Annotated in this window: 26 protein-coding genes, 1 tRNA gene and 1 pseudogene; 5 read left to right on the plus strand and 23 right to left on the minus strand. The window is 60.9% G+C overall.

Annotated elements, in window-relative coordinates:
• Positions 1–38 precede the first annotated feature (38 nt).
• The 11 genes from J7U39_RS09300 to J7U39_RS09350 form a co-directional block, all read right to left on the minus strand.
• Entirely contained in the window at positions 39–443 is a 405-nt protein-coding gene (locus tag J7U39_RS09300) for a hypothetical protein (protein ID WP_097541833.1), read from the minus strand.
• Between the two features lie 18 nt (positions 444–461).
• Positions 462–1004, minus strand: coding sequence for a head-tail connector protein (locus tag J7U39_RS09305; protein ID WP_210631470.1), 543 nt, complete (start codon positions 1002–1004; stop codon positions 462–464).
• Positions 967–1179, minus strand: a complete 213-nt coding sequence (locus J7U39_RS09310) for a hypothetical protein (RefSeq protein WP_207241978.1) — start codon at positions 1177–1179, stop codon at positions 967–969. Before J7U39_RS09310 ends, J7U39_RS09305 begins: the two co-directional genes overlap by 38 nt.
• 51 nt (positions 1180–1230) lie before the next feature.
• Positions 1231–2505 carry a phage major capsid protein gene (locus J7U39_RS09315; protein ID WP_207241977.1) on the minus strand — a complete coding sequence of 425 codons (1275 nt, stop codon included), beginning with the start codon at positions 2503–2505 and terminating at the stop codon, positions 1231–1233.
• An 84-nt stretch (positions 2506–2589) separates the two neighbouring features.
• Positions 2590–3189 carry an HK97 family phage prohead protease gene (locus J7U39_RS09320; protein ID WP_207241976.1) on the minus strand — a complete coding sequence of 200 codons (600 nt, stop codon included), beginning with the start codon at positions 3187–3189 and terminating at the stop codon, positions 2590–2592.
• On the minus strand, positions 3186–4457 hold the full coding sequence (locus tag J7U39_RS09325; RefSeq protein ID WP_207241975.1) for a phage portal protein: 1272 nt from the start codon (positions 4455–4457) through the stop codon (positions 3186–3188). The genes J7U39_RS09320 and J7U39_RS09325 overlap by 4 nt, the downstream gene beginning before the upstream one ends.
• The gene (locus J7U39_RS09330; protein ID WP_247241743.1) at positions 4458–5960 is read right to left on the minus strand and encodes a terminase TerL endonuclease subunit; all 1503 of its coding nucleotides are present in this window, start codon (positions 5958–5960) and stop codon (positions 4458–4460) included.
• Positions 5961–6037: 77 nt separating this feature from the next.
• On the minus strand, positions 6038–6502 hold the full coding sequence (locus tag J7U39_RS09335) for a terminase small subunit (RefSeq protein ID WP_210631471.1): 465 nt from the start codon (positions 6500–6502) through the stop codon (positions 6038–6040).
• A gap of 127 nt (positions 6503–6629) precedes the next feature.
• Positions 6630–6953 (minus strand): HNH endonuclease signature motif containing protein, encoded by a 324-nt coding sequence (locus J7U39_RS09340; RefSeq protein ID WP_210631472.1) that lies wholly within the window; start codon positions 6951–6953, stop codon positions 6630–6632.
• A 10-nt stretch (positions 6954–6963) separates the two neighbouring features.
• Positions 6964–7440 (minus strand): hypothetical protein, encoded by a 477-nt coding sequence (locus tag J7U39_RS09345; protein ID WP_210631473.1) that lies wholly within the window; start codon positions 7438–7440, stop codon positions 6964–6966.
• Positions 7437–8279, minus strand: a complete 843-nt coding sequence (locus J7U39_RS09350) for a DUF6731 family protein (RefSeq protein WP_210631474.1) — start codon at positions 8277–8279, stop codon at positions 7437–7439. Before J7U39_RS09350 ends, J7U39_RS09345 begins: the two co-directional genes overlap by 4 nt.
• 215 nt (positions 8280–8494) lie before the next feature.
• Between J7U39_RS09350 and J7U39_RS09355 the strand changes: the two genes are divergently transcribed.
• A complete protein-coding gene (locus J7U39_RS09355) occupies positions 8495–9184 on the plus strand; it encodes a hypothetical protein (RefSeq protein WP_210631475.1) in 690 nt (229 codons plus the stop codon).
• Between the two features lie 108 nt (positions 9185–9292).
• Here the strand turns inward: J7U39_RS09355 and J7U39_RS09360 are convergent, their stop codons facing one another.
• From J7U39_RS09360 to J7U39_RS09390, 7 genes are all read right to left on the minus strand, one after another.
• Positions 9293–10231 (minus strand): hypothetical protein, encoded by a 939-nt coding sequence (locus J7U39_RS09360; protein ID WP_207241970.1) that lies wholly within the window; start codon positions 10229–10231, stop codon positions 9293–9295.
• The gene (locus J7U39_RS09365) at positions 10228–10449 is read right to left on the minus strand and encodes a hypothetical protein (protein WP_207241969.1); all 222 of its coding nucleotides are present in this window, start codon (positions 10447–10449) and stop codon (positions 10228–10230) included. The genes J7U39_RS09360 and J7U39_RS09365 overlap by 4 nt, the downstream gene beginning before the upstream one ends.
• A gap of 149 nt (positions 10450–10598) precedes the next feature.
• Positions 10599–12713 carry a bifunctional DNA primase/polymerase gene (locus J7U39_RS09370; RefSeq protein ID WP_207241968.1) on the minus strand — a complete coding sequence of 705 codons (2115 nt, stop codon included), beginning with the start codon at positions 12711–12713 and terminating at the stop codon, positions 10599–10601.
• Entirely contained in the window at positions 12685–12951 is a 267-nt protein-coding gene (locus J7U39_RS09375) for a hypothetical protein (protein ID WP_210631476.1), read from the minus strand. Before J7U39_RS09375 ends, J7U39_RS09370 begins: the two co-directional genes overlap by 29 nt.
• Before the next feature lie 17 nt (positions 12952–12968).
• The gene (locus tag J7U39_RS09380; RefSeq protein ID WP_207241966.1) at positions 12969–13391 is read right to left on the minus strand and encodes a hypothetical protein; all 423 of its coding nucleotides are present in this window, start codon (positions 13389–13391) and stop codon (positions 12969–12971) included.
• Positions 13392–13487: 96 nt separating this feature from the next.
• Complete coding sequence (locus J7U39_RS09385; RefSeq protein ID WP_207241965.1) at positions 13488–13706, minus strand: helix-turn-helix domain-containing protein; 219 nt, start codon at positions 13704–13706, stop codon at positions 13488–13490.
• Between the two features lie 190 nt (positions 13707–13896).
• Positions 13897–13972, minus strand: a tRNA-Lys gene (locus tag J7U39_RS09390).
• 210 nt (positions 13973–14182) lie between these two features.
• On the opposite strand from J7U39_RS09390, the gene J7U39_RS09395 reads away from it, so the two are divergent.
• Both J7U39_RS09395 and J7U39_RS09400 read left to right on the plus strand, forming a co-directional pair.
• Entirely contained in the window at positions 14183–14932 is a 750-nt protein-coding gene (locus tag J7U39_RS09395; RefSeq protein ID WP_210631477.1) for a cytochrome c biogenesis CcdA family protein, read from the plus strand.
• Between the two features lie 46 nt (positions 14933–14978).
• Positions 14979–15941 (plus strand): AEC family transporter, encoded by a 963-nt coding sequence (locus J7U39_RS09400; RefSeq protein WP_210631478.1) that lies wholly within the window; start codon positions 14979–14981, stop codon positions 15939–15941.
• Here the strand turns inward: J7U39_RS09400 and J7U39_RS09405 are convergent.
• Genes J7U39_RS09405 through cysG form a run of 5 tightly spaced genes read right to left on the minus strand, consistent with a single transcriptional unit; the run spans position 15909 to position 21114 of the window.
• Entirely contained in the window at positions 15909–17120 is a 1212-nt protein-coding gene (locus J7U39_RS09405; RefSeq protein ID WP_210631479.1) for a UbiH/UbiF family hydroxylase, read from the minus strand. The two genes, J7U39_RS09400 and J7U39_RS09405, sit on opposite strands and share 33 nt — an antisense overlap.
• Before the next feature lie 38 nt (positions 17121–17158).
• Positions 17159–17671 carry a DUF934 domain-containing protein gene (locus J7U39_RS09410; RefSeq protein WP_210631480.1) on the minus strand — a complete coding sequence of 171 codons (513 nt, stop codon included), beginning with the start codon at positions 17669–17671 and terminating at the stop codon, positions 17159–17161.
• A 10-nt stretch (positions 17672–17681) separates the two neighbouring features.
• Positions 17682–19352: a nitrite/sulfite reductase gene (locus tag J7U39_RS09415; protein ID WP_210631481.1), complete on the minus strand. Its 1671-nt coding sequence runs from the start codon at positions 19350–19352 to the stop codon at positions 17682–17684.
• Between the two features lie 8 nt (positions 19353–19360).
• Positions 19361–19675, minus strand: a complete 315-nt coding sequence (locus J7U39_RS09420) for a DUF2849 domain-containing protein (RefSeq protein ID WP_010014500.1) — start codon at positions 19673–19675, stop codon at positions 19361–19363.
• Positions 19676–19677: 2 nt separating this feature from the next.
• Complete coding sequence (gene cysG / locus J7U39_RS09425) at positions 19678–21114, minus strand: siroheme synthase CysG (RefSeq protein WP_210631482.1); 1437 nt, start codon at positions 21112–21114, stop codon at positions 19678–19680.
• A 268-nt stretch (positions 21115–21382) separates the two neighbouring features.
• Here cysG and J7U39_RS09430 point away from each other — a divergent pair, with 268 nt between their 5' ends.
• The gene (locus J7U39_RS09430; protein WP_210631483.1) at positions 21383–21970 is read left to right on the plus strand and encodes a nucleoside deaminase; all 588 of its coding nucleotides are present in this window, start codon (positions 21383–21385) and stop codon (positions 21968–21970) included.
• 6 nt (positions 21971–21976) lie between these two features.
• Positions 21977–22810, plus strand: a pseudogene (gene mazG, locus J7U39_RS09435) (nucleoside triphosphate pyrophosphohydrolase); the annotation flags it as partial.
• Positions 22811–23115 lie beyond the last annotated feature (305 nt).

Below are 23115 nucleotides of genomic sequence, written 5' to 3' on the forward strand. Positions count from 1 at the left end.
CGCGCGCCAGTCGAAATCAGCGACAAAGCGAACCCACATTAGAGTGTAACCCCTGGATCGATCGGCGAGATTGCAAGGACGGCCGTCGTCTTTGCGATACCGACGAGAACCGGATCCATGCCGGTCGTCAGGTCTGCGCGAGGGCAGATGCCGCCAGGAGTGCCGCTAAGCCAATAGTCCTGGCCGGCAACGAGCGTCGCGCCGATAGTGATGTCGCCAGACTTCTGGATAGCAACCGGCTGACCGGCCGATGCAGCGTTGAGCGCGATGCCGTGAACCTGGCGGGTGCCAGTGCCGTTGTTGTCGGAAAGCATCCAGCGATTGGTTGTGGCGTTAAGATATATCGTCTTGCCGGCTGCGATGGCCTCGCCAGCGATGCCGGAATCGATGCCTGCATTGGTGCCAGGAAGCACGTTTGCTGGCGTAACCGTAATGTCTGCCATGGGAAGGTCTCCTGCGGCTTACGCGCCGCGTCTATGGTTGCAAAGCAGCGCGTCGAACGCAGTCCAGACTGGCAGCTCTTTGCTTTCGCGCTGCTCGTAGGCATCGGCGATCCAGAGCAGCATCGCGTGTTTGATGGATGGCGGCAGAGCGGTATAGCCAACGACAGCGGTCATCGTGATGCGCGACCCGTTGCGCGTGACCGGCCACTGCTTGCCGTATGCTGGCAGGATCGACGACTCGAGGCCGTCGAAGCGCGTCTCTGTGTCGGCGGCGTCAACGGTCGCATTCGTGCCGTCGGTGGCGATATAGGCGATCGAGGTGACCGACTGCACAGGTGCCACCGGCAAGCGATCGAAATCGCAGAAGGTGTCGCATTTCACTTCGATCGTCTGCGTTGCCAAGGGCGTATTGCAGTATCGCTCGACATAATCACGTGCCGCGGTGATGAGGGCATCGAATAGCGCGTCATCATCGTTGTGCAAAACCACGCAATGGCGTTTCGCATCCGCGACTGAGATAGGCTCACTCGGAGCCTGCGTCACCTTCGGCGGATACCACATTGGCCTTGCCCTTCTTGCGAGCCGGTGCTGCGGCCGGCACTTCGTCAGCTTCCGCCTTCACGGCAAAGCCAGCTTCGATCAAGCGCTCCGCCTCGGCATCTACAAATTCACGCTCGTCGCCAGGCGCCAAGTTGAATTCAGGGCCGGACAGGCCGGCTATCATTTTCAAAAGCATGTCGCCTCCTGAAAAGAATGGCGGGCCAGCCTAAGCCAGCCCGCCAATCGATTAAGCCTGCTGCAGATACTTGACGGATGCCGTATCGAGCAGCTCACCGTCGAAGCGGATGAGGCCAGCGATACCGAGATCCGGCCAGAAGCGCTCGCGCAGGACGCCGATCACCGGCGAACCAACCTTACGGACCCAGTACTTGCCGAGGTCGCCGAAGATGATGGTCTTGTTGCCGGTTGCGATGTTCGCCATCGCCTGGTTGATGCTGTAGTTGTAGCCCAGCAGCGTGCCCGGTACGCCTTCCTTGACGTTGCCCATCTGCCAGAGGTAGTTGCCTTGGCCGTCCTTCAGCTTGCGGATAGCCGCCAGCGTCAGGTCGTTGAACATGAAGCGAACCTTCGGCGACATACGATATGCCGGGTCGACGGAATGCGTCAGGTCGATGATTTCATCAGAGGCAATCGCAGCAGCAGCAGCGGCCGTCTTGCCGAGGGTTGCAGCGGTCACGATGCCGTTCGGCGCGCTGGTGCCGGTGCCGGTCGTCAGCTGTGCGTTGGCGAGGCGGCCGAGGCGTTCGCCGAGCAGGTCAGCGAGCAGGGCTTCCATGTTGAAGATGGAGTCCTGCGCGAGCTGCCAAGAGAACTTCACGAACTTCGTGTTGAAGTCGTAGGCTTCAAGCTGCTTCTGACCGAATACTGCATCGGCAGAACCGTCGTCAGTGAGCGCCGTCCCTTCGGTGCCCTGGACGCCGGTCTTGCCGGTATCGTCGGTCGTCGGGATCGGCAGCTGGTTGCCCGCGGTCGTGACGAGCTCGCTGACAACATCAGCATCGTACATCGGACCAAACGCCTTCATGGAGCGAACCAGCAGGTTCTGCATCTCGACGGGCACGGTATAGCCGCCAGCCGCGTTCGTTCCGCCGGTCTGGATTCGCTTTTCGATGTTCTCGACGCCGGCGCGCAAGACCTTGCGTTCTTCGGGATCGAGGGCGTCGATTGACGCGCCATTGGCGATGAACTTCAGGAAAACTTCGCGGTATTCGATCTGTTCGCCAGTTTCGGAACCGAATGCGCGCTCTTCAGAGCCGGCGCCGGGACGCTTCTTGGCGCGCTCTTCTTCCTGGCGAGCAGCGAAGCGGGCTTCGATAGCGGCCTGATCTTCTTCGCGCTTGATGTTGCGTTCGACGCGGTCGAACTCGGACATGATCGTGTCGTGGCGAGCTTCAAGCTCAGCCGCGCGGGCCTCGTCGGTGTTCTTTTTGATTTCTTCCAGGGCAGCGCGTGCTTCCGTGACGAGACGGCCGCGCTTTTCCTGCAGCTCGGTGAGAGTCATGCAAGTCTCCAAAATGTGGTGCTGTGGGGGTGAATGGCAGGACGTCGTGTCCGGCCCTCCGGCTGGTGGCCGGGTGACTACGGGTCAGTCCTGCCGGATGCCCCGAATTTTCTGTTCCTGGCGAGCTTCGCGCTCGGCAATGCGTCGGCGCGCTGCCGCGGCGTTCCGGGCGCCGCCCTCAGCCCTGGCCGCTGTAAGCGACCGCAGGCCAATGGTGGTGTCATCATAGGCCGGCCAGGCAACTGCGGAGACCTCAAGCAGGTTGAGCTTCTCGATGGTCCTCACCGGGACGGCGCCGGTTTCGTCCCAGGTTTCCTTGGTCACGCGGAATCCGAAGCTCATGCCGCTGATATCGCCGCGCTCGACCAGAACCCAGAGATCGTTTCCGTCGGTCGTGTCCGGCACGTCGATTTCCACGAGAAGGCCTTTGCCGTCTTCCTGCAGTCGCAGCGTGCCGCTCTTGGTGCGGCCGATCACTCGGCCCATGTCGTGGTCGACGAGGGCGCGGATGTCGCCTTTGACGGCATCTGTGAAGGCGCCAGGAGCGATCTTCTCCTGGAAGTAGCCGCCGATATCGGCCAGCCGCTCGAATACGGCGGCGTAGCCGACCAGCGTGCGCTTGTCGTCCGCCGCGCGGTGCTCGACGTCAGCGATGAGGCTGCGCTTTTCAATTTCTGTCGTCATGCGGCCTGCGCCCCATCATCATCGGTGTTGTTGTCGTTGGCCGGCGGTTCTGTGGCGGGCTTCGGCTGCGAGCCGAGTGCCACGGTCGCTCCTTGGATATGCAATTTCGCCGCCTCGCCGCCCTTGGACGGCAGGTTCTCCAGCTCGCGAACCTCATCCGGCGTTCGGATTGAGTTTTGGATCGCGATTCCATAGCCTTCCATGCGAGTCTTAAAGTCGCCCCGCAGAAGACCGTCGAGATTGTGCTCAATATAGCGGTTGCCGGCGGACCGACCGAAGAACTTCAGATTAATCTCGTCCTCAAGCGCCTTGGCCCACTGGCCTATCAGGTGCTTGGTTAGGTGCAGATCCTGCTGCTCTACATTGTTAAACGTGGCCCGGGTGAGATCCTGTAGAAACACCGGCGGCAGCTGGTATGTCCTCGCCACCTCCTCCACTTGGAATCGGCGGGCCTCGATCATCTGCCCTTTGGCAGGATCAAGGCCGACTGCGGTAAGGTCGTAGCCAGGCGGAATGGGGAATACCGATTCCCCGGCGCCCTTCGCTGCGTCGACGGCTCGCTTAATGTCAGCCTGGGCGCGCTTGAGCGCTTCCCCACTTGCCGGCAGCGGCCCTTTCAGCGCGAGCGGCGGGACGCCGCCACCGGCAAAGAAATTCGAGCCGTAGTCGTTCATGGCGATCGCGAGCTGGATCGCCTTGGATGCCTGCGCGATCGGGCCGTAATGCCTCAATCCGCAGCTGCGGCGCATGAACGGAACGTCGATGACGTCAGCCGCGTCGTACGTCTTGCCGTCGTACTCGTAGGAAATCTTGAGGCCGACGCGCTTCACGGTCGTCTTCGTCGGATCCATCGGCCAAAGCGAATCCACGCCCTGCGGCGTGCGCTCGATGTAGGCGAGCCCGCGGCCGTGGGTGAAAACCTGCTGCCAGAACCACTGCCAGAACGCGAAGGAGCCAATGCCGTCGTTCGGCGCCACATTGACGACCGTTTCCAGCCGCCCTGTGATGCGCGTGGCGCCGGCCTTCGTATTGCGGTAAGCATGCCGCGGCAGCGCAGCGAGCGTGCGCGACATGAATGCCACCGCGGCCCAAACTGCCGGCACCGTGAGGGCGCTATCAACCGTGACGGCCGGCAGATTCGCCGAATTGATCCCGAAGAACGCAAGAAAGTTGTCTGCGCTCACCGGGATCGTCGGATTTTCGATGGTTGCTCGGGTTTCTGGCGATTTTTCCGCATTTGGGCGGCTAAACCAGTCTTTCAAAGCCATTTATGCCGCCTTGTTGATGGAGAATTCTGGGTCATCCCATGGGCTCGCCATGTCGGCTGCACCCTCGTAGGTGCCGGCCATTGCCGTTGCCATGGTGAGCGCCACGGCGCCGTCGATGCGGCCGCGTGACTTCTGCTTGTCGAGCTTACGGTTTCCACTTGGATCCTGCTTCACCGTGGCATTCATCATGCACATCGTCAGAACGGGATGGCCGCCGTGGGCAATCTTCTTGTTGAGGATCAAGCTTTCGAGCTCCCGCAGAGCCGGCGACATTGATGCGAAGCCTTGGCCGAACTGCTCGAATACGGCTTGATCGCCGTCCAGTTGCTCGTCGGTAAAGCCGGCATTTTGAAGCCAGGGCTTCAAGTGCCGCCAGTTCCAGCGGTCAAAAGCGATCTTGCGAATGTCCAGACGATCGAACAGGCCGCGCAAGTGATGTGCGACGAACTCGTAATCGACCGTTGGCCCAGGTGTCGTCTCCAGCAGTTGCTGGCCGTGCCAGACGTCATAAGGAACTCGGTCGGCCTTTGCCTTCTCTCGAAGGCTATCACCGGGCAGCCAGAACGTCGGCTTGACGTGCCAGATGCCGTCGCGAGGCGCCATGAGCACCAGCGACGTCAAGTCTGAAACTTCTGACAGGTCGAGGCCGCCGAATACTGGCAGGCCTTCAAAATCTTCGATCGACGCATCGCAGGCGCGCCACACCGCTGGAGCTACGAACGGCGCCGACGCGTCAATCCGCTGGTTTAGGAACAGCCAGCGAAAGCTCGCTTCCTTGCTGGGCATGCGGCTCGCTAGGAGCGAGAAGTCCTCAACATCCTTGATAGACCGGAACACGCCAAGCGCCGGGTTAGCTGCGGCCCATGCGTCACGGTCATCAAGGTCGCATTCCGCCGGCGCGGAATAGATATGGCTAACGATGCGAGGATCCTTCGACGTCTCGGCGTCGTCTATCCAGCGCGAAAAGAGATCGTTGTCTGTGGCGGCCTGCGTCGAGATGGCGAACAGCATCGCGCGCCCTTCGTAGGCGCCCTGCGACGTTTCGATCGCCTCGACAAAATCGTCAGTCGGGCCTTTGATCTGGCCGACCTCATCGAGGATGGCCAGGATCGGCGAGCCGCCGTGCGCGCTCTTGGCCTCCGCCGAGCTAGCCTGATATTCGACGTTCTTTGCCAGGCCGACAATCATCTTGGCCGACGGCACAATGCGCGCGAGCTTCGAAAGCTCCGGCGACATCATCACCATCTTGGCGGCGTAATTGAAGACCTCGGCGGCCTGTTTGCGCGAGCGGGCGCCAGACACAATGCGACCGTTGGTATAAGCCTCGGGGCCAACGATATGCGCCAGCAGCAGGCAGGCAATCAGACCGGTCTTCCCGTTCTTACGGGCGATCGACAGGTATGCGCGCGACGTTCCTTTCGGATTGTCATAGACCGCCAGAATGAATCTGCGCTGGAAAGGGAGAAGCTTCACCGGCTTGCCGAGCAGCGTGCCTTCCGGCACCAGGCAGTAACGCTCGATGAACGCGATCACGCGCTCGCCGCGGGTGAGCGGCTTTGGCTTCTTTGCCATTCACTTCGCTAGTCCGGTCGCGCCAGCAGATCATCCTCTAGTGGGTTGTCACCCTCGATTGCCTTGGCCGCACCGCGGCGCTTCGCTACATCCCTCGCCTCGCCCGCTTGCGCACGCGCGTGGAGCGACAACGACCGACGGAACGACAGTATCGAGCTGGCGTGCATCTGCACGATTGATTTTCGCGGGTTAGCTACCGGCGTGCCCTTTTCGGAGTAGGCAACGCCGCCTTCGTCGCGCAAAAGCTTTTGCTCTCGCGTCAGGTCGGCCATGTTGCGGGCTAGCATTGCGGCGAGTTCGAGCTGGTGGGCCGACCAGTCTGACCGCGCATATTCTGAGATGACGTTGCGGAAGAACGGAAGGTCTTCCTCGTCGAGCGGCACGTTGTCCGGCGGCAGAATATCCGCCGTCGCCTTGGCCATGACGCGCACGGCTTCGGCCGCGCTGTCGATGCGCGCTTTCCTCTTTGCCATGGCGGTGGATTCCTCATTCGGCCTCGCGCGCTTGCGCGCACGGGAGGCAAAAATCTGTATTAGCACTAACGCGAATGCCCGACGCCGCTCCCATAGGCGATGGCGCCGAAACGGCGACCACCCCTCCCTACCCTAGCTCGATGGGATACCCATCAATGCCGTAGGTCACGACCTTCTTGCCGCGCTCCATCATCTGCTTGGCGCTGTCGTGATGGTGCTTGCAAAGGGACTGCAGATTGGTTGGATCGAAGAAGAGTTCAGGATCGCCATTGTGACGCCGCTTGTGGTCGACGACGTCCGCCTCTGTGATCTCCTCGGTCACCAAGCAGAACTCGCATAGCGGTTGCATCGCCAGCTGATGCTGTCGCAACCGGCGCCATGCCGCACCCTTATATAGGTGCTGCCATGCGGCGCTATCGGCGCGCTGTTTGGTGTCAGGTGTGGGCGCCATCGCGACAACCTCAACCAGGAATGCGATGGCGATCCCGCACTCTCAGGATATCACCGAAGATATAGGCGACACGCAGAAACGCCAAAAAGCCCCATAGCGACAGGAATGACCATGCTGCAAATACGTGGAACCGCCACGATGCTTCGGCATCTATATTGAAGGACGTTATCGACATCGCAATGCTTGAGAAGGTCAGGCAGAAGCCGAGGTATATTGCTCTCTTTGTGTATGTTAAAAAGAGTGCCATCTCCCTGGTTTCGCGTATCGCTTCGATGAAGCCGCCGCTCTTTCCCGCAACAAAGCCAAAGATACCGAAAACGAAACCTGTCTGGATAGAAGACCAATCGAATACAGAGGAATAAACGTTGCTTAGATCGAAGCTCTTGCTAGCGGCAGCATATGTAAGGTCCGTGCGAAAAAAGTAGAGCGCAGCCACCATGCAGGCGGCTGCGGCGACCGGACCAAATCGCTCAAAGAGATCGCTCATCCGATTATCTTCTTCATCTCGGCGGTCAAATAGCCTACCTTTACCCAATAGTTCTTTACTGGGTCGCGATCATCGATAGCCAGTGTGTCACGCAGCACCTGCCTCTCTTCGATGAGATCGATTTCCTCTGTAGAGTCGTCAACAGTCGTCACCGCTGACAGTTTGTCAACACGAGCGTGCGGACCAATAGCAGTGGAGAGTAGGTCGGCGAGGCCTTTCACTGCGTCCGACAAATAGCCTTTGCGATGACCCATCGACAACTCGATGCTTATGCTTGGTGCTTCATATGCTTCCGCAAGCGCCTTTAATCCCGATGACGCAGCATGACCGTCGCCGGCCAAATCGTTCATCGAGTCTGGCGATGCCACCCGTATGGCAAGCTTTCGCACTGACCCCGCATTGAACTTCTTCCACGCATCCTTGTTGAGCCGCGGCTCCACGGAATAAAACGCAGCGCCGTGATAGATGCGCAGGTATTCTAGAACTCGTCCCAACGAAACGACACGGGGATCGTGTTGAAAACCTATAACACCCAATTTGTGGTTAAGGCGAAAGACAATGCTGTGACCAAGCTGTTTAGCAGTTAGCGGTTTCCTCACGGATCCATCTAATTCACTTGGCAAGTTTGTTGATTGACAACGGACGAACTCACCAACAACAGCGTCCCCGCCGTCATCCTCAAGTTCTTCCAGCCGGATGGTATAATCCTCAGCCAGAGGATGTTCTCGTTTTGCGCGATCCGGCTCTTTGGCAATTTGCCTAAGGATGTCGACCATCGGCGGTTTTTTTGGATCATCACGAGTGACGTTGTAGAAGCGAAAAGTAAAACTCTTATTCATTGCCCAACCCAGTATAGTTGAGACAATACAACATAAACGCGTAGATTTGAAAACGGCAGAGTTCGCTGCGTCCACATGTTCTAGCAGAAACGAAAGCGCCGAGCTCGACCCGAAGGGAGCCCGGCGCAGGATTACCGCGTCGCGAGAGGAGGCGCGCTGCGGCAATTGGTAAGATTTTTGCTGTAACGTCCCCGGATATTTTCCAGGGATACGAGATGGCCTTAAGTCAGTTTCAGATAATCAAGTCGTTAGGCGAAGCCCTGTCGTGGTTCGAGCGTGAGCTTGCCTGGGGTGTTCCAGCGTCGGAACTTAATCATCTCACTGGCCGTATCGGTGAACTCTACACAGCTATGTTCACCTACGGGCAAATGGCGCCCGAATCGAAGCAGCGTGGTTATGACGTGGTGAGCGCGGACGGGCAGAAGATCTCTGTTAAGACAGTGACCTCTTCAACCCAAGTCTCATTCAATGAAAACACATTCGGCGATGTCGATCGGGTGGTGGTCCTCAGGATCAACGCGAAGGAGCTGGCGATCGAAATATTGATGGATCTTCCGGCATCAGAAGCTCGAGACAGCATGCGGACACGCGCTGGAAAGCTTGTCTTTCCAACCTACAAGTCGCCAACACAGGCCGACCACGTTCCACTCAGCAACCTACAAATCACTAAAGTGGCGAATGCCGGCCAAATACAAATTCGCCAGTACGAGAACGGGACTGTCGAGGTTTTGAGGGATGGCCAGCTTCTCGCACCCGCTTTGCCTGTTCTTCGCGAGCTATCGATCGAACTCGGCATTGATCATCTTAACAGCACTGGGACGCCAAAAAACACCCGTCACCTAGGCGATCAGATCATCCGGGAATTGCATGCGCGGCAGCAGGAGGCATCAGCGCAAGACGAATAGGAAAGAGGCTGGCCCGGCGAACTCGCGAGTCTCAAACGTCCGCGGTTGACGGCGCCCCAAACTGAAGAGGGCCACCGAATGGCGGCCCTTTATCTTCAATCAAATACATCACAGCGCGCCACATTTGGGCACATCGATTGAAACTTTATTGTCGTTTGCTACGGCGAGAACCCTCGCCGCCTCGATTAAAGCCGCTTTCCCGGCCCGATCGGCATAGTCTTCACTGTACCCCAGTCGCAAGCCGATCGACCTGAGCGTGCCTCGTGCAAAGACTTCCTCAATCACCGTCGCCGCTTCGCCTCGCGTTGCTTCTGGTGCTTCCCAGGCTTGGGCTCCGCTCGATGTATTGCCCTTTGGGCTCGAGATCCCGCCTAGGAAAACGGCGTTCTTCGCGACAGCGTCACTGCACCTCGTCGCCGGAATCGGCAACTTTTCCAAAGGCACCGTCCCGTCGATACCCAGGCTCTGCAGCAGGCGCCGGCCTTCCGCTACACCATTCAAAGGATCCAGCATGGGAGGCAGCATCGGCTGGCCAGACATATTCCGAGGCAACGGATAGGCATCGAATGGGGACGGCGCCGTTGCCCTTGTTTTTAGGTAGCGGGCTGGATCGCGTTGATGAACAGCGTCTCCGCCGACCTGCGCTACTCGATCGACTGGCCGAAGCCGGTGACCCTTCTTTGTTACCGCCCACTCGATGAGGCGGCCGCGTAGAAACTTCAGGGATCCGAGCGAAATGCGTTCATTGTTCTTTCGATCGTCCGTCGGATCAAACTTCTGCGAGGCGCCTTCCGCGGCTTTTAACAGCTCGCCGACTGTGGGGCGGATCTCCTGCCGACCGTCGGCGAGGTCAGCTGACCAGTTACCCTCTGTTTTCGGCTTAGCTGCCGCCATGGCTGGAGCCAAATCCGGATGGTTGTCAAACAACCACCGGAGCGCCGGGAGCGTGCCGCGATAACGGGGCTGCTTTGGTTTACGCGTCTTATTGTCATTTGCGGGAATGGGACGATCGGCCGACAGGGCCTCGGCGAATGATTTGAATTTCACTTGTGGGCCTTTCTTGCTGAGAGGATCGGCTCGTTGTCATTGACAGCCACCAGGCTGCCGGCATCGGTGACGGTTGGCCGCATCGCGGCCAAGTCGTTGAGCCTTTCGAACGCTGCCCGCTGGCCGCGGGGGAGGATTTTGTCGTGCAGCATCTCGGGCGCAGCACCGCGGCCCGGGAACGGCCCGCCGATATTTTGGACGCGTATGCGTAACGGCATGTCTTTTCCTTTCAGAGCGTGGGAGCGCTGCGGTGGTTTCCACCACCGCGAGGTGCTTCCACCTCGCCGGGGGTTATAGGGGGAGAGGTGGAAGGGTCGGTGGAACGCGGTGGAAGGGTGGTGGAAGGCCGGTGGAAGGTCGGTGGAAATCACTCTTCGTCCCTTTTTCGTGAAAAATAATCATCCGCGGTGACGATTAGCCTCTGTCTTTGTTTCGAGGCCGGGCCTTCCCAAACCAGTTTGATTGTCCCATCCTCCAGGAGCCGCTGCATTGCAGCTTCGAGTGATTTCTTCGAAACGCCGCCGGCGCTTGGATGCTTCGCCATTTTCGCCGGTGCGAAGTTTGTCCCTGGCGACGCCCCCACATGCTGGCCGGTTCTCGAGAAGGTGCGAAGAAGATCAATGAAGGTTCTCTCTGCCTGCCGGTTAAGCAGTCCGATTGCCGGTGAGGATCCAGCAATCTCTGGAACGAAACATCCGCTTTCCCATCGGAGCCGGATTTCGTTACCGACGCCGGCGTAGTTTATCTTCTTATTTGTCAGGAACCGAAGATCTGTGTCAGCCTCCTTGTCATCGGACCGGCTGAAATAGAGCATGGAGCGTGAGCTATTTTTCCATCCCGTGCTGCCCGACGATCCCGTGCCGGATCGAATACCCTCTTGCGATGGATGCGCCAGGAGCATGATCGAGCAGTCCAGCTCAATGGCCAACTTCCGAAGCATGCCAATAAATTGCCGCGCCTGCCCACGTTTGATCTCATCTCCGCCGAAGAGATCCGCGACAGTATCGAGAACGATGAACCTGGGTTCGAAGCTTCGAGCGAGCTCGCAGAACTTCGTCCAGACCTTCGTCGGCTGCAGCACCCCCTTAGAATCGGGCACTGCCAACAGAGCGTCCAAGTCGGCCATCGGCACCAGCCGGAAATCGCTTAGGTCGGAGAGCTGTCGCCCATGTCCGCGGACGATATCGGCAAGCCGTCGATGGAACTCATCCTCTTCGTCCTCAGCGCCGAGATACAGAACCTTGCCAGGCTTGGGCGAAAGGCCTGCGGTGTCTACCGCGAGCGCCGACGCGGCGCCGAACTGAAGCGCAAGCAGAGATTTACCTACGCCACCATCGCCGGATAGGATTGTCACCTGTCGGTGAGGAATCCAATCGGCGATGAACCATTCACGAGGAGGCACCTCTTTGCCTTCCCAATCAGCCGGATTGACCACAGGCAATTCGGAAATGATCGATGCGGGCGGGACGTTGTCATTAGCCGCTTCTAGCTTTTGAGCAGCTGATTTCTCTCTCGCTCGCTCGACCATCCGCGAGTGATCCATCGGGGGTGTGTTGTCAGCAACTTCTCGTTCCGGGATCTGTTTCGGATTCAGGATGCCCGCATCGAGCCCGCGCTTAATCTTCGCCCACGTCTCCCGCTCTCCATCTTTTGCGACGACCCCATTAGCTTGCGCAGCGGCGTAGAGACCGGCCTCGGCTTCGGAGCGGCTCAAGAGGTTGGCACCGACGAAGCGCCCGAGATTGTAAGCCGAGGCATTGACCTGGTGGCCGCGGGCGCCTTGCGCTGTCGACGCGAGGATGCGTAGCTCGTCGTCGACGCTTGCTTCCACGTAGCGATCGGTGGCGCGGGTACGATAGTCGAAGGTGTGACCCGGCGTCGGCGCCGACTGCTGCGGTGTCGCCAGCTTCATCAGCCACTCTGGAGCCTCAGCGATGTCGAAGTCGTTGTCCCAGGCATAGCGTCGGCCGTCGGCCATGACGCTGCCGGCAGCAATGACGTAGCCGCCCTCGCCTCGCAGATCGGCGCCAGGACCGATCGACGCTCGGTTCTTTACGTCGGAGCTATATTTCCAAAAATAGTGCCGGCCGCCGCTGGCCGTTGTGGCCGTTCGGGTCTCCGGCAGCCTACCGTGCTTCGCCTCCATCTCAGCGAGCCAAATGCGGCCGTCCGCGTGACCAGGTGGCACGTCGATGTCGAGGACCCACGCACCGATCTTCTCCCCGGTGGGCACGCCGATCATTGCGTCTGGAAAGCGCGCCCAGAGCCTGCCGATGAGTGGCGTGTTTAGCGTCGCGCCGTTCAGCCCGTTGGAAATAAGAGGCGTCTTGGCGCCGCGAGTCTCGATCTCACCGGTCTGCGGGTCTGCGACATCTTCGGGAGCGTGGCGGCAGGGAAAGACAGGCCAGCCCATTGCGTTGTATTCGAGCGCAACGGCTAGCGCGGTAGAGGGTTCAGGCTGCTGCCGGGTTGCTGCGGTCATCGGCTGTTACGAGCTCCAAGTAACTGTTGCGGGCGGCGTCGACAATTGCTGCAGTCGTTTGAGGCGAGAAAGTCACCGCCCGGCGACCACCAAGCGCGGTGGGCGCATAGGTCAGGAGTCGGCCATCCGGCGCTCGCAACAACCGCATTCCGCAGATCCTGATGTCATCGGTGATTTGCAGGTCGAAATTTGCGACGTGCTTCATCACCCCGCCGCCCGGATCGGCGGCAGGCGTCATGTTGGCGACTATCATGGTCAGCCGACCAGTGCGTTGGTCAGCGGTCCGAAGTCTCTGGCGCCTCGGCCGCGATTCTTGGTTGCGAAGAAGCGACCCTTGATTTCTCGGGTGTCGCCTACCCGCTCCTCCACACCGCAAGCGGCCAGGAATGCATCAAGGCGCGCGGATCGACGCTTGCCTTCCTGGCCTGTGAGGAAGGTGAAGGTTGCCTCTTCACGGTATCCGGCGCCGACGGGCTGGGCGTAGATGGTCAGGCGCACCAGTTCGTCAGCGTCGTCGATGACTTCGACGTCGACTACGTGCCAGCCGTACCAGCCGCGGACAGTAGCCATGCGATCGGCAGCCTGGCGCTCGACTATCGCGACGTCTTCGGGCTTCTCGATCATGGTGAATGCGATGACTTCGGTTAAGGACGGACCTTGAATGTCGGAAATGCGCATGTGTCTCCTCTCCGCCGGCGCGGGCCGGTCGGCAAACGTGATGAGGTGGTGGCGGGGCTTTGTCGGCGTGAAGCCGGCGATTGTCCAGAAAATGGCCTAGGCGGCGCGAACTCGACCGTTGTCGTTGGCGCCGTCCCATGTCTCGGATCGACGGCGTTCGGACATCCACGCGTCCAGATCTGAGGTTGAATAGACCACGGCTCGACCGAGTTTGAAGTATTTTGGGCCTCCGCCAAAATGGCGAAGCTTGTCGAGGCTGGATTTTGAAAGGCCGATATAGTGAGCGGCCTCTTTGACTCGGATGTTTCGTTGCATTGGCACCTCCATGTTTCAGGTTGATGCCGGTGATATGATGTATTTTCCGAATCGAGTTTAGGCGAACAAATACGAATTAAGTGCAGGTAAACGAAAAGGCTGAAGATGCACGCACTTGGATCGGTGGCGACTCGGTGGCGACCAGCAAGCCGTTGCAGGATTGGCATTCTTACTAAGTGATTGAAACTATTGGTGAGAGCGTCGGGGTTCGAACCCGAGACCTACTGATTAAAAGTCAGTTGCTCTACCGGCTGAGCTACGCTCTCCCTCTCCGCGGGTGTGAAGCACCCCGGCTGGAAGTGGGCGGAACATAGGCAGGTGACCCATTGCGGTCAACCGAAAAATTCGGCTTTTGCAAAGGTAAGGCACATTTCTCTGGCGCGCAAAGGCAGATTTGTCGCCCACGCAAAAAGGTGATTGGCAATCCGGGCCTGCGACGCTAGGAACAGGGCGCAGATTGCAGCCGGAGAGAATGCGTGTCGATTGCCGATATTTCCCTGTGGAGCGCGTTATTGGCAGGGGCGCTATCCTTTCTTTCGCCCTGCGTGCTTCCCCTCGTCCCACCCTATCTCTGCTATATGGCCGGCATTTCGGTCGAGCAGTTCCGCGGCGGCGGGGCGGTGGCGGTTTCGCCGACGATCAGGCGCGGCGTGCTGTTTTCGGCGCTGCTCTTCACGCTCGGCTTTGCCACCGTCTTCGTGGCGCTCGGCGCCGGTGCATCGAGCATCGGCATGGCGCTTCGCCAGCACCTCGATCTGCTCTCCAAGATCGGCGGGCTGGTCATCATCGTCATGGGGCTGAATTTCCTCGGCCTCTTTCGGATCGGTCTGCTCGCCCGCGAGGCGCGCTTCCAGGCTGGTGGCAAGCCGGCGACGCTGACGGGCGCCTATGTCATGGGCCTTGCCTTCGCCTTCGGCTGGACGCCTTGCATCGGGCCGGTGCTCGGCGCCATCCTCGGGGTCGCCGCCTCGCGCGAGACGGTCGGATCCGGCGCCGGGCTGCTTGCGATCTATTCGCTCGGTCTTGCTATCCCCTTCTGGATCGCCGCCGGCTTTTCCGGCGCCTTCATGCGCTTCCTGTCGCGCTTCCGCCGCCATCTCGGCACGGTGGAAAAAGTGATGGGCGTCTTCCTTGTCCTCACCGGCCTCGCCTTCCTGTTCGGCTGGGTCAGCGATGTGGCGATCTGGTTCCAGCAGACCTTTCCGATCCTGATGCAAATCGGCTAGAAGAGATTCTTCCCCGCCGACCTTCCCGCGAAAACCGGACTTTCCCTTGGCCGACATCATCAGCCTGCTGCTGCCGTTCTTCGGCCTGATCCTGATCGGTTATGCCGCCGCCAAGGCGACGAAGCAGCCGGCCGTAGCGCTCGGCTGGCTGAACACCTTCATCATCTACGCCGCCCTGCCCGCTTTGTTCTTCAAGCTCGTCTCGCGCACGCCGATCGAAGAGCTGACGCGGCTCGATTTCATCGTCACAGATATCGCCGCTACCTATGCGGTCTTCATCCTGCTCTTTGTCATCGGCCGTTTGGTGCGCGGCAATCCGCTTGATGAATGCACCATCCAGTCCTTTGCCGGCGCCTATGGCAATATCGGCTATATGGGGCCTGGGCTGGCGCTGCTGGCGCTCGGCGAAGGGGCTGCCGTGCCGGTGGCGCTGATCATCTGCTTCGAGAACGCGCTGCATTTCATCGTGGCGCCGGCGCTGATGGCGGCAGCCGGCGACGACAAGCGCTCGGCCGGCCGGCTTGCCGCCGATATTGCCCGCAAGGTGGCGCTGCATCCCTTCATCCTGTCGACGGCGGCGGGCTTTGCCGTCGCCGCCTTCCACATCGATCAGCCGCTGGCGTTCCAGCGCCTCGTCGACTACCTCGCCCAGGCGGCCGCGCCCTGCGCCCTCTTCGCGATGGGGGTGACGCTGGCGCTGAGGCCGCTGAAGCGGATTCCGGCTGAGATCGGCTACATCGTGCCGGCGAAGCTGATCCTGCATCCGATCGCGGTTTTCATCGCGCTGACCGCTGTGGGCGGTTTCGAGCCGGTCTGGATCCAGGCGGCCGTGCTGCTGGCCTCGCTGCCGACGGCGACCAATGTCTTTGTCATCGGCCAGCAATATGGCGTCTGGCAGGAACGGGCCTCGGCGACGATCCTGATCACGACGGTGCTTTCGGTGGCCAGCGTTTCGCTCTGGCTGATCGCGATCCGCTCAGGCCTTCTTCCGCTTCAGCTTTTCCCTTAGCGAGTCCGGAATATCGCGGAAGCCCCGGCCCGGCTCGATGCCCTCGCGCATCACGAGGTTGCGCAGCGGCGGAATGGCCGAGAGAAGATGCAAGCCGGCAGCGCGCAGCATCTGAACGGGGAGGAAATCGGAAAGCAGCGAGCGGTTGAGCAGATCGACGCTCGCGGTGCGCGTCATGACGTCGGCGCGGCGACGGCGGTCGAAGCTTTCGCCGGCATCGGCCGGCAGCGGCAGTTCCGCCCTGTCGCAGAGAATGTCGGTGAGCGCCATGATATCGCGCAGGCTGAGGTTCAGCCCCTGCGCCCCGATCGGCGGGAAGACATGGGCGGCCTCGCCGATCAGCGCGATGCGCCCCTTGCCGAAACGATGAGCCATCATGCCAGACAGCGGCCAGACCTGCACACCTTCCTCAATGCTCACCTTGCCGAGCATGGACTGCATCTGCGCCTCGACGAGAGAGCCCAGTTCGGCCAGCGGCAGTTCCATGCGGGCGGTCGCCTCGGCGGGATCCTGCACCCAGACGAGGCTGGAGCGGCTTCCTGGCAGCGGCACCTGGGTGAAGGGACCATGCTTGGTGTGGAATTCGCTCGATATATTCTGGTGCGGCAGCGAATGGGCGAAATTCAGCACCATGGCCGATTGCGGATAGGACCAGTTGCGCACGCCGATACCTGCCGCCTCGCGCAGCTTCGAGCCGCGGCCGTCGGCGCCAACGGCAAAATCGGCCGTCATCGTCTCGCCGCCGGCAAGCGTGATCGACACCCTCTCGGCGGAGATGTCGATCGATTCGGCCATTTCGGTGAAGCGGGTGATATTGCCCTCGCCTACCGTGGCCGCTTCGAGGATCTCGGTCAGCGCTGTGTTGGGGAAATTGTAGCCGAAGGCATCAAGGCCGACCTCGGCGGCGCGGAAAGTCGTGGTCGGCGCCCGCAGCAGCCGGTCGGTGCTGTCGATGATTCGCATGCTGGTGAGAGGTGCTGCCGCCGAGCGCAGCTTTTCCCAGAGCGTCAGGCGGTCGAGGAAGCGGATCGACTGATCCATCAGCGCCGTGGTGCGCCGGTCCTCCTTTGCAGCAACGGGAGCCACCAGCGCCACACTGCGGCCGCCGCGGCCAAGCGCAATGGCGGCGATCATGCCGGCGAGGCCGCCACCGATCACCGCGATTTCGAATGTCTTCATGCTATATTTCCGCCATCGTAAAGAGGCGGACCGGCCGCTTATGCGGCCGGCTTCGCCTGACGGCGCCAACTATAGCCCTTGCCGGCTTCGGCGTCACGCACCGCCGGCTGATAATGATGGGGAATGCCGGGAAGACGGTTTTCGGCGAGCCGCTTCAGCGCCGTCGCGTTGGTCACGGCAAAGCTGTCGATGCCGACACGCAGCATCAGCGGCACCTGATCGATCAGCACGTCGCCGACGGCGCGCAGCTCGCTGGTGTAACCGAGCCGCTGGCGCAGCAGCGAGGCATGGCTGAAGGCGCGGCCGTCGTTGAAGGCGGGAAAGGCGACCGCCACGATTGCAAGGCGATCGAGATATGGCTCGAGGCGGCGCACGTCATCGGCCGGCTTGATCAGCACGCCGAGGCCGACATCATTGCTTTCACCGGCCCTGGCGATCAGTTCGTCGAGGCCGAGCAGCGGCTTCTGCGCGCCTGTTGCCTTCACCTCGTCGGTTTCAACAACCCAGGGATCGTTGTCGACAAAACCGGTTTCTCTCCAGATCTTCGTCATCATCCCCTCCTTAAGCCGCTTCGGCGGCCGAGCCGTAGAGCGCATCCTTGAACGGCTGCGGCCCGACGCGGCGATAGGCGGCGAGGAAGGTTTCGGACGGATCAAGCCGCAGGCCGAGATAGGTGTCGACGATCGTCTCGATCGCATCCGTCACCCGGTCCGGCTCGAAGCCGCGGCCGATTATTTCGCCGATCGAGGTATGTTCGTCGCCCGAACCGCCAAGCGTGATCTGGTAGAGTTCGGCGCCCTTCTTCTCCACGCCGAGCAGACCGATATGGCCGACATGGTGATGGCCGCAGGCATTGATGCAGCCGGAGATCTTGATCTTCAGCTCGCCGATCTCGGCCTGGCGCTCGGGACTACCGAAGCGGCGGGAGATTTCCTGTGCGACCGGAATGGAGCGCGCATTGGCAAGCGCACAATAGTCGAGCCCCGGACAGGCGATGATATCGGTGATCAGGCCGGCATTGGCTTCGGCCAGATTGATGGCGACGAGGCCACGATAGACAGCTTCGAGATCGGCCAACGCCACATGCGGCAGAATGAGGTTCTGCTCATGGCTGACGCGGATTTCGTCGAAGGCATATTCTTCGGCGAGATCGGCGATGGCCTCCATCTGCGCATCGGTGGCGTCGCCCGGAATGCCGCCGATCGGCTTCAGCGAGATCGTCACCATGCCGTAATCGGGATTCTTGTGCGGCTGCACATTCTGCTGGACCCAGCGGGCGAAGGCCGGATCGGCCTTCTTCCAGCGGGCGAGGTTTTCCCAGCCCTCGGCGCGCTCGGGCAGAGCAGGCAGCGCGAAATAGGCAGCGATCGCCTCGACATCCTGTTCCGGCAGCTTGAGTTCGCTATCCCTGAGCGCGGCGAATTCGGCCTCCACCTGCCGCGTCAGTTCTTCGGCGCCGGTTTCGTGCACCAGGATCTTGATGCGGGCCTTGTACTTGTTGTCGCGGCGGCCGTGCAGATTGTACACGCGCACGATCGCCGTGGTGTAGGAGAGCAGATCCTCCTCGGGCAGGAAGTCGCGGATCAGCTTGGCGATCATCGGCGTGCGGCCCTGGCCGCCGCCGACATAGACGGCAAAGCCGATCTCGCCCTTGTCGTTCCTCTTCAGGTGCAGGCCGATATCGTGGACCTGGATCGCGGCGCGGTCGCGCTCGGCGCCGGTCACGGCGATCTTGAACTTGCGCGGCAGGAAGGAGAATTCCGGATGGACCGACGACCACTGGCGCAGGATTTCCGCATAGGGCCTGGGATCGGCGATCTCATCGGCGGCCGCACCGGCGAAGTGATCGGCGGTGACGTTCCGGATGCAGTTGCCCGAGGTCTGCAGCGCGTGCATCTCGACGCTCGCCAGATCGGCCAGCGCATCGGGAATGTCAGACAGCTTCGGCCAGTTGAACTGCAGGTTCTGGCGCGTGGTGAAGTGGCCATATCCGCGGTCATAGGTGCGGGCGATATGGGCGAGCATGCGCAGCTGGCGCGCGCTCAGCGTGCCGTAGGGAATGGCGATGCGCAGCATATAGGCATGAAGCTGCAGGTAGACGCCGTTCATCAGGCGCAGCGGCTTGAACGCATCCTCGGCAAGCTCGCCCGAAAGGCGGCGCTGAACCTGGTCGCGGAACTGCTCGACGCGCTCGCTGACAAAGGCATGATCAAATTCGTCGTAACGGTACATCGTCTTCCTCAGACTGCAATGAATTCGGGATCGGCAGGAGCGTAGCCCGGCGCATATTCCATGGTCGGCCCTTGCGCGCGGATGCGCTCGCGAAGGCGCAACGGCCAGAGAATGCCGTTGGTTTCCTGAACATCGACGACGGCGACGTCAACGACCTCGTTGTCGGCATAGGACTTTTTGCCAATGGCTTCCAATGCTTCGACGGCTTCGTTGTGACGGGCGACAAGCGCCTCCTGCAGCGAGGTCGACCATTTGCCGTTCGCATCCAGCCAGACGGCAATGCCGTCCGTCAGCCGGTTGGCTGTCAGAACCTTGTCACCCATATTCAGCTCCTTGCAAGTTCCTCGAGCCGGGCGTTCTCGCGCGTCAGCGGCTCGGACAGTTCGAAATTGGCGCCGGCGACAGCATCGCCGATAATGACCATGACCGGCCCGGTCAACTCGTCGCGATGCTGCAGATCGGGCAGATCGGCGAGCGTGCCATGCAGCAGACGGCGCTCGGTGCGGCTGGCATTCTCGATGACGGCGACCGTGGTCTCGGAGGGAATGCCGGCCCGCATCAGCCGCTCGGCGACCGAGGCGGCGACCGTGCGGCCCATGTAAACGGCGATCGTCGCGCCGGAGACGGCAAGGCTTGCCCAATCGGGCAGCACGTCGCCGGTGAGATCGTGGCCGGTCGTGAAGACGAGCGAGGAGGCAACGCCGCGCAGCGTCAGCGGCAGCTCGAAATCGGCAGCGGCAGCGAAGGCCGAGGTGATGCCGGGCACAACCTCATAGGTGACGCCGGCGGCGCGCAACGCGGCCATCTCTTCCCCTGCCCGGCCATAGACCAGCGGATCGCCGGATTTCAGGCGGACAACGCGCTTGCCCTGGCGGCCGAGCTCGACGAGCAGTTCGTTGATCTCTTCCTGGGACTTCGAATGGCAGCCCTTGCGTTTGCCGACGGAAAGCCGCTCGGCATCGCGGCGGCCCATATCGACGATCGCCTGCGGCACGAGCGCATCGTAGACGATGACATCGGCTTCCATCATCACGCGCTGAGCGCGCAGCGTCAGCAGATCTTCAGCCCCCGGACCGGCGCCGACAAGCCAGACATGGCCGGCGACCCGATCCATGGAATGCAGCAACCGGTCGGCGGCGTGGCGAGCCTGCGGCAGATTGCCATTGGCGATTGCGTCGGCAACGGGGCCGGAGAAGAACCGGCGCCAGAACACCCGGCGGGAAACGCCGCGGGGGACCAGCTGTTCAACTGATCTGCGGTAGTTCGTCGCCAGTGCGGCCAGGCGCCCGAGCGAGGGGGAAAGAAGCTGGTCGATCTGGGCGCGGATCATCTGCGCCAGAACCGGTCCCGCGCCTTCGGTGCCGATCGCAACGGCGACGGGGGCGCGGTTGACGAGCGCCGGCGTGAAGAAATCGCAGTAATCGGGCTGATCGACGGCATTGGCGGGGATATTCGCGGCGCGGGCGGTGTCGGCGATGCGGCGGTCTTCGGCCTCATTCCCGGTGGCGGCAAAGACAAGGGCCGCACCCTCGACCTGGCCGGCGGAAAAGCCGGCGCGCACCGTCTCGATGCGGTTGGCGATCAGAAAGGCATGATAATCGGCTTCCGGCTGGTCGGCATAGGCGATAATCCGCGCCCGCGTGTTCAACAGCAGCCGCACCTTGGCGAAAGCCTCGTCACCATTGCCGAAGACAGCCGTCTTCTGGCCTTCCACGCGAAAGAAGGCTGGAAATACCGAAAGCTGCTCAGTCCTGGAAGACATTATCAATCCACTTCGAAGTTGCCAGAATATGCCCGTGATCGACAAGGGATTGAAGGAACAGAAATCCGAAAGCCCAGGCAAGCGCGTATTCTTTTGCTCGCCTCATCGGCGATTTGAGAAAAGTCAACCGTGCTGACGACAACCACCTGTTCCCACTCTCTTTGTTGCGGTGCAGTGTAAAGCCTGTGGCAAACGACGTCCACCGGCGTTTGCCGCATTTCGCTCGTGCCGCCAAGGCGATAGACTGTGGCAAAACCGGAGACCATCAATGCCCGACAAGACCATTGCCGCCCGCCTTCTTTCGGTTATCGAGGATGATATCCTGCCGCTGACGGAACGCGGCGTCTCCTTGGGCAACAAGGTGTTCGGCGCAGCGATCCTGCGCAAATCCGATCTGTCGCTGGTCGTCGCCGAGACAAATAACGAGCTCGACAATCCGCTTTGGCATGGCGAGGTGCATACGCTGAAGCGCTTCTACGAGCTTGGCGACAAGCCGGCGACCAAGGACCTGATCTTCCTGTCGACGCACGAACCCTGCACCATGTGTATGTCGGCGATCACCTGGGCCGGCTTCGACAATTTCTACTATTTCTTCAGCCACGAGGATTCCCGCGACGCCTTCGCCATTCCGCATGATCTGAAGATCCTGAAGGAGGTCTTCGGGCTTGAACCCGGCGGCTATCGCAGGCAGAACGCCTTCTGGAACAGTTTTGCCATCGCCGATCTGGTCGAGACCGAGGAAGTTTCTCGGAAAACGGCGCTGAAGGCGCAGACCGCCCGCATCAAGGCGCGCTACGACGCGCTGTCTTCCACCTACCAGTCGTCGAAGAGCGCCAACGACATTCCGCTTAATTGAGGCACCATGGAACCTTCCAAAGACATTTCACGGCTGATCGAGATCATGGCGGCGCTGCGTCATCCCGAAACCGGCTGCCCCTGGGACATCGAGCAGAATTTCCAGACGATCAAGCCCTACACAATCGAAGAAGCCTATGAAGTCTCCGACGCGATCGAGCGCGGCGATATGGACGATCTCTGTGATGAACTCGGTGACCTGCTTCTACAGGTCGTCTTTCACGCCCGCATGGCCGAGGAGGCCGGCGAATTCTCCTTCGGCGACGTGGTCAACGCCATCACCACCAAGATGATCCGTCGCCACCCGCATGTCTTCGCCCGCTCGGAAGCGGACACACCCGACGCTGTGAAGATCCAATGGGACGAGATCAAGCAGGCTGAAAAGCGCGAGCGCGCCGAGCGCCGGGCCAGGCGCGGGATCACCGAGGATTTCAAAGGCGGCTTCCTGGGCTCTGTGCAGCGCAGTTTTCCAGCGCTGACCGAGGCGCTGAAGCTGCAGGAACGCGCCGCCAAGGTCGGCTTCGACTGGTCAGCGCCCGAGCCGATCCTCGACAAGATCGAGGAGGAGATCGGCGAACTCAGAGTGGCACTTCGCGAAGGCGACCGCGCCAAGGTCAGCGACGAACTCGGCGATCTGATCTTCGCGGTCGTCAATATCGGCCGACATGTGAAGGCTGATCCGGAACAGGCACTACGGGGAACGAACACGAAATTCAGACGCCGATTCAGCTATATAGAGCATGTTCTTGAAGCGGAAGGCGAGACGCTTGAAGGCGCGACGCTGGAGCGAATGGAGGAAATCTGGCAGGCGGCGAAGGCGATCGAGAGGGCTGTGACGGCAGCCCCACCCTCCGTCATGCTCGGCCTTGAGCCGAGCATCCACACCTCATCCACCAGCGCCAGTGGCATGGATCCTCGGCTCAAGGCCGAGGATGACGGAGACTGAGGTTGGCTTCTCGCCAAACTAGCCGGCCTGAGGAGCTAACGCATTGCCACGAGACTCTTCTCCCCAGCGGGGAGAAGATGCCGGCAGGCAGATGAGGGAGCGAGCGACAATAGGAGCGAGGCACTGAGCGCAAGCGAAGGGCAACATGGATGTTCTGCCGTGTGTCCCCCTCATCCGACCCTTCGGGCCACTGACCGGGA

The sequence above is a fragment of the Rhizobium sp. NLR16a genome (assembly GCF_017948245.1).
Classification (GTDB): Bacteria; Pseudomonadota; Alphaproteobacteria; order Rhizobiales; family Rhizobiaceae; genus Rhizobium.

What these genes read in the sequence shown, in the direction of transcription:
- J7U39_RS09300 (WP_097541833.1), bottom strand. Translation starts at nt 443, where the DNA reads ATGGCAGACATTACGGTTACGCCAGCAAACGTGCTTCCTGGCACCAAT.
- J7U39_RS09305 (WP_210631470.1), bottom strand. Translation starts at nt 1,004, where the DNA reads ATGTGGTATCCGCCGAAGGTGACGCAGGCTCCGAGTGAGCCTATCTCA.
- J7U39_RS09310 (WP_207241978.1), bottom strand. Translation starts at nt 1,179, where the DNA reads ATGCTTTTGAAAATGATAGCCGGCCTGTCCGGCCCTGAATTCAACTTG.
- J7U39_RS09315 (WP_207241977.1), bottom strand. Translation starts at nt 2,505, where the DNA reads ATGACTCTCACCGAGCTGCAGGAAAAGCGCGGCCGTCTCGTCACGGAA.
- J7U39_RS09320 (WP_207241976.1), bottom strand. Translation starts at nt 3,189, where the DNA reads ATGACGACAGAAATTGAAAAGCGCAGCCTCATCGCTGACGTCGAGCAC.
- J7U39_RS09325 (WP_207241975.1), bottom strand. Translation starts at nt 4,457, where the DNA reads ATGGCTTTGAAAGACTGGTTTAGCCGCCCAAATGCGGAAAAATCGCCA.
- J7U39_RS09335 (WP_210631471.1), bottom strand. Translation starts at nt 6,502, where the DNA reads ATGGCAAAGAGGAAAGCGCGCATCGACAGCGCGGCCGAAGCCGTGCGC.
- J7U39_RS09340 (WP_210631472.1), bottom strand. Translation starts at nt 6,953, where the DNA reads ATGGCGCCCACACCTGACACCAAACAGCGCGCCGATAGCGCCGCATGG.
- J7U39_RS09345 (WP_210631473.1), bottom strand. Translation starts at nt 7,440, where the DNA reads ATGAGCGATCTCTTTGAGCGATTTGGTCCGGTCGCCGCAGCCGCCTGC.
- J7U39_RS09350 (WP_210631474.1), bottom strand. Translation starts at nt 8,279, where the DNA reads ATGAATAAGAGTTTTACTTTTCGCTTCTACAACGTCACTCGTGATGAT.
- J7U39_RS09355 (WP_210631475.1), top strand. Translation starts at nt 8,495, where the DNA reads ATGGCCTTAAGTCAGTTTCAGATAATCAAGTCGTTAGGCGAAGCCCTG.
- J7U39_RS09365 (WP_207241969.1), bottom strand. Translation starts at nt 10,449, where the DNA reads ATGCCGTTACGCATACGCGTCCAAAATATCGGCGGGCCGTTCCCGGGC.
- J7U39_RS09370 (WP_207241968.1), bottom strand. Translation starts at nt 12,713, where the DNA reads ATGACCGCAGCAACCCGGCAGCAGCCTGAACCCTCTACCGCGCTAGCC.
- J7U39_RS09375 (WP_210631476.1), bottom strand. Translation starts at nt 12,951, where the DNA reads ATGACGCCTGCCGCCGATCCGGGCGGCGGGGTGATGAAGCACGTCGCA.
- J7U39_RS09380 (WP_207241966.1), bottom strand. Translation starts at nt 13,391, where the DNA reads ATGCGCATTTCCGACATTCAAGGTCCGTCCTTAACCGAAGTCATCGCA.
- J7U39_RS09385 (WP_207241965.1), bottom strand. Translation starts at nt 13,706, where the DNA reads ATGCAACGAAACATCCGAGTCAAAGAGGCCGCTCACTATATCGGCCTT.
- J7U39_RS09405 (WP_210631479.1), bottom strand. Translation starts at nt 17,120, where the DNA reads ATGAAGACATTCGAAATCGCGGTGATCGGTGGCGGCCTCGCCGGCATG.
- J7U39_RS09410 (WP_210631480.1), bottom strand. Translation starts at nt 17,671, where the DNA reads ATGACGAAGATCTGGAGAGAAACCGGTTTTGTCGACAACGATCCCTGG.
- J7U39_RS09415 (WP_210631481.1), bottom strand. Translation starts at nt 19,352, where the DNA reads ATGTACCGTTACGACGAATTTGATCATGCCTTTGTCAGCGAGCGCGTC.
- J7U39_RS09420 (WP_010014500.1), bottom strand. Translation starts at nt 19,675, where the DNA reads ATGGGTGACAAGGTTCTGACAGCCAACCGGCTGACGGACGGCATTGCC.
- cysG (WP_210631482.1), bottom strand. Translation starts at nt 21,114, where the DNA reads ATGTCTTCCAGGACTGAGCAGCTTTCGGTATTTCCAGCCTTCTTTCGC.
- J7U39_RS09430 (WP_210631483.1), top strand. Translation starts at nt 21,383, where the DNA reads ATGCCCGACAAGACCATTGCCGCCCGCCTTCTTTCGGTTATCGAGGAT.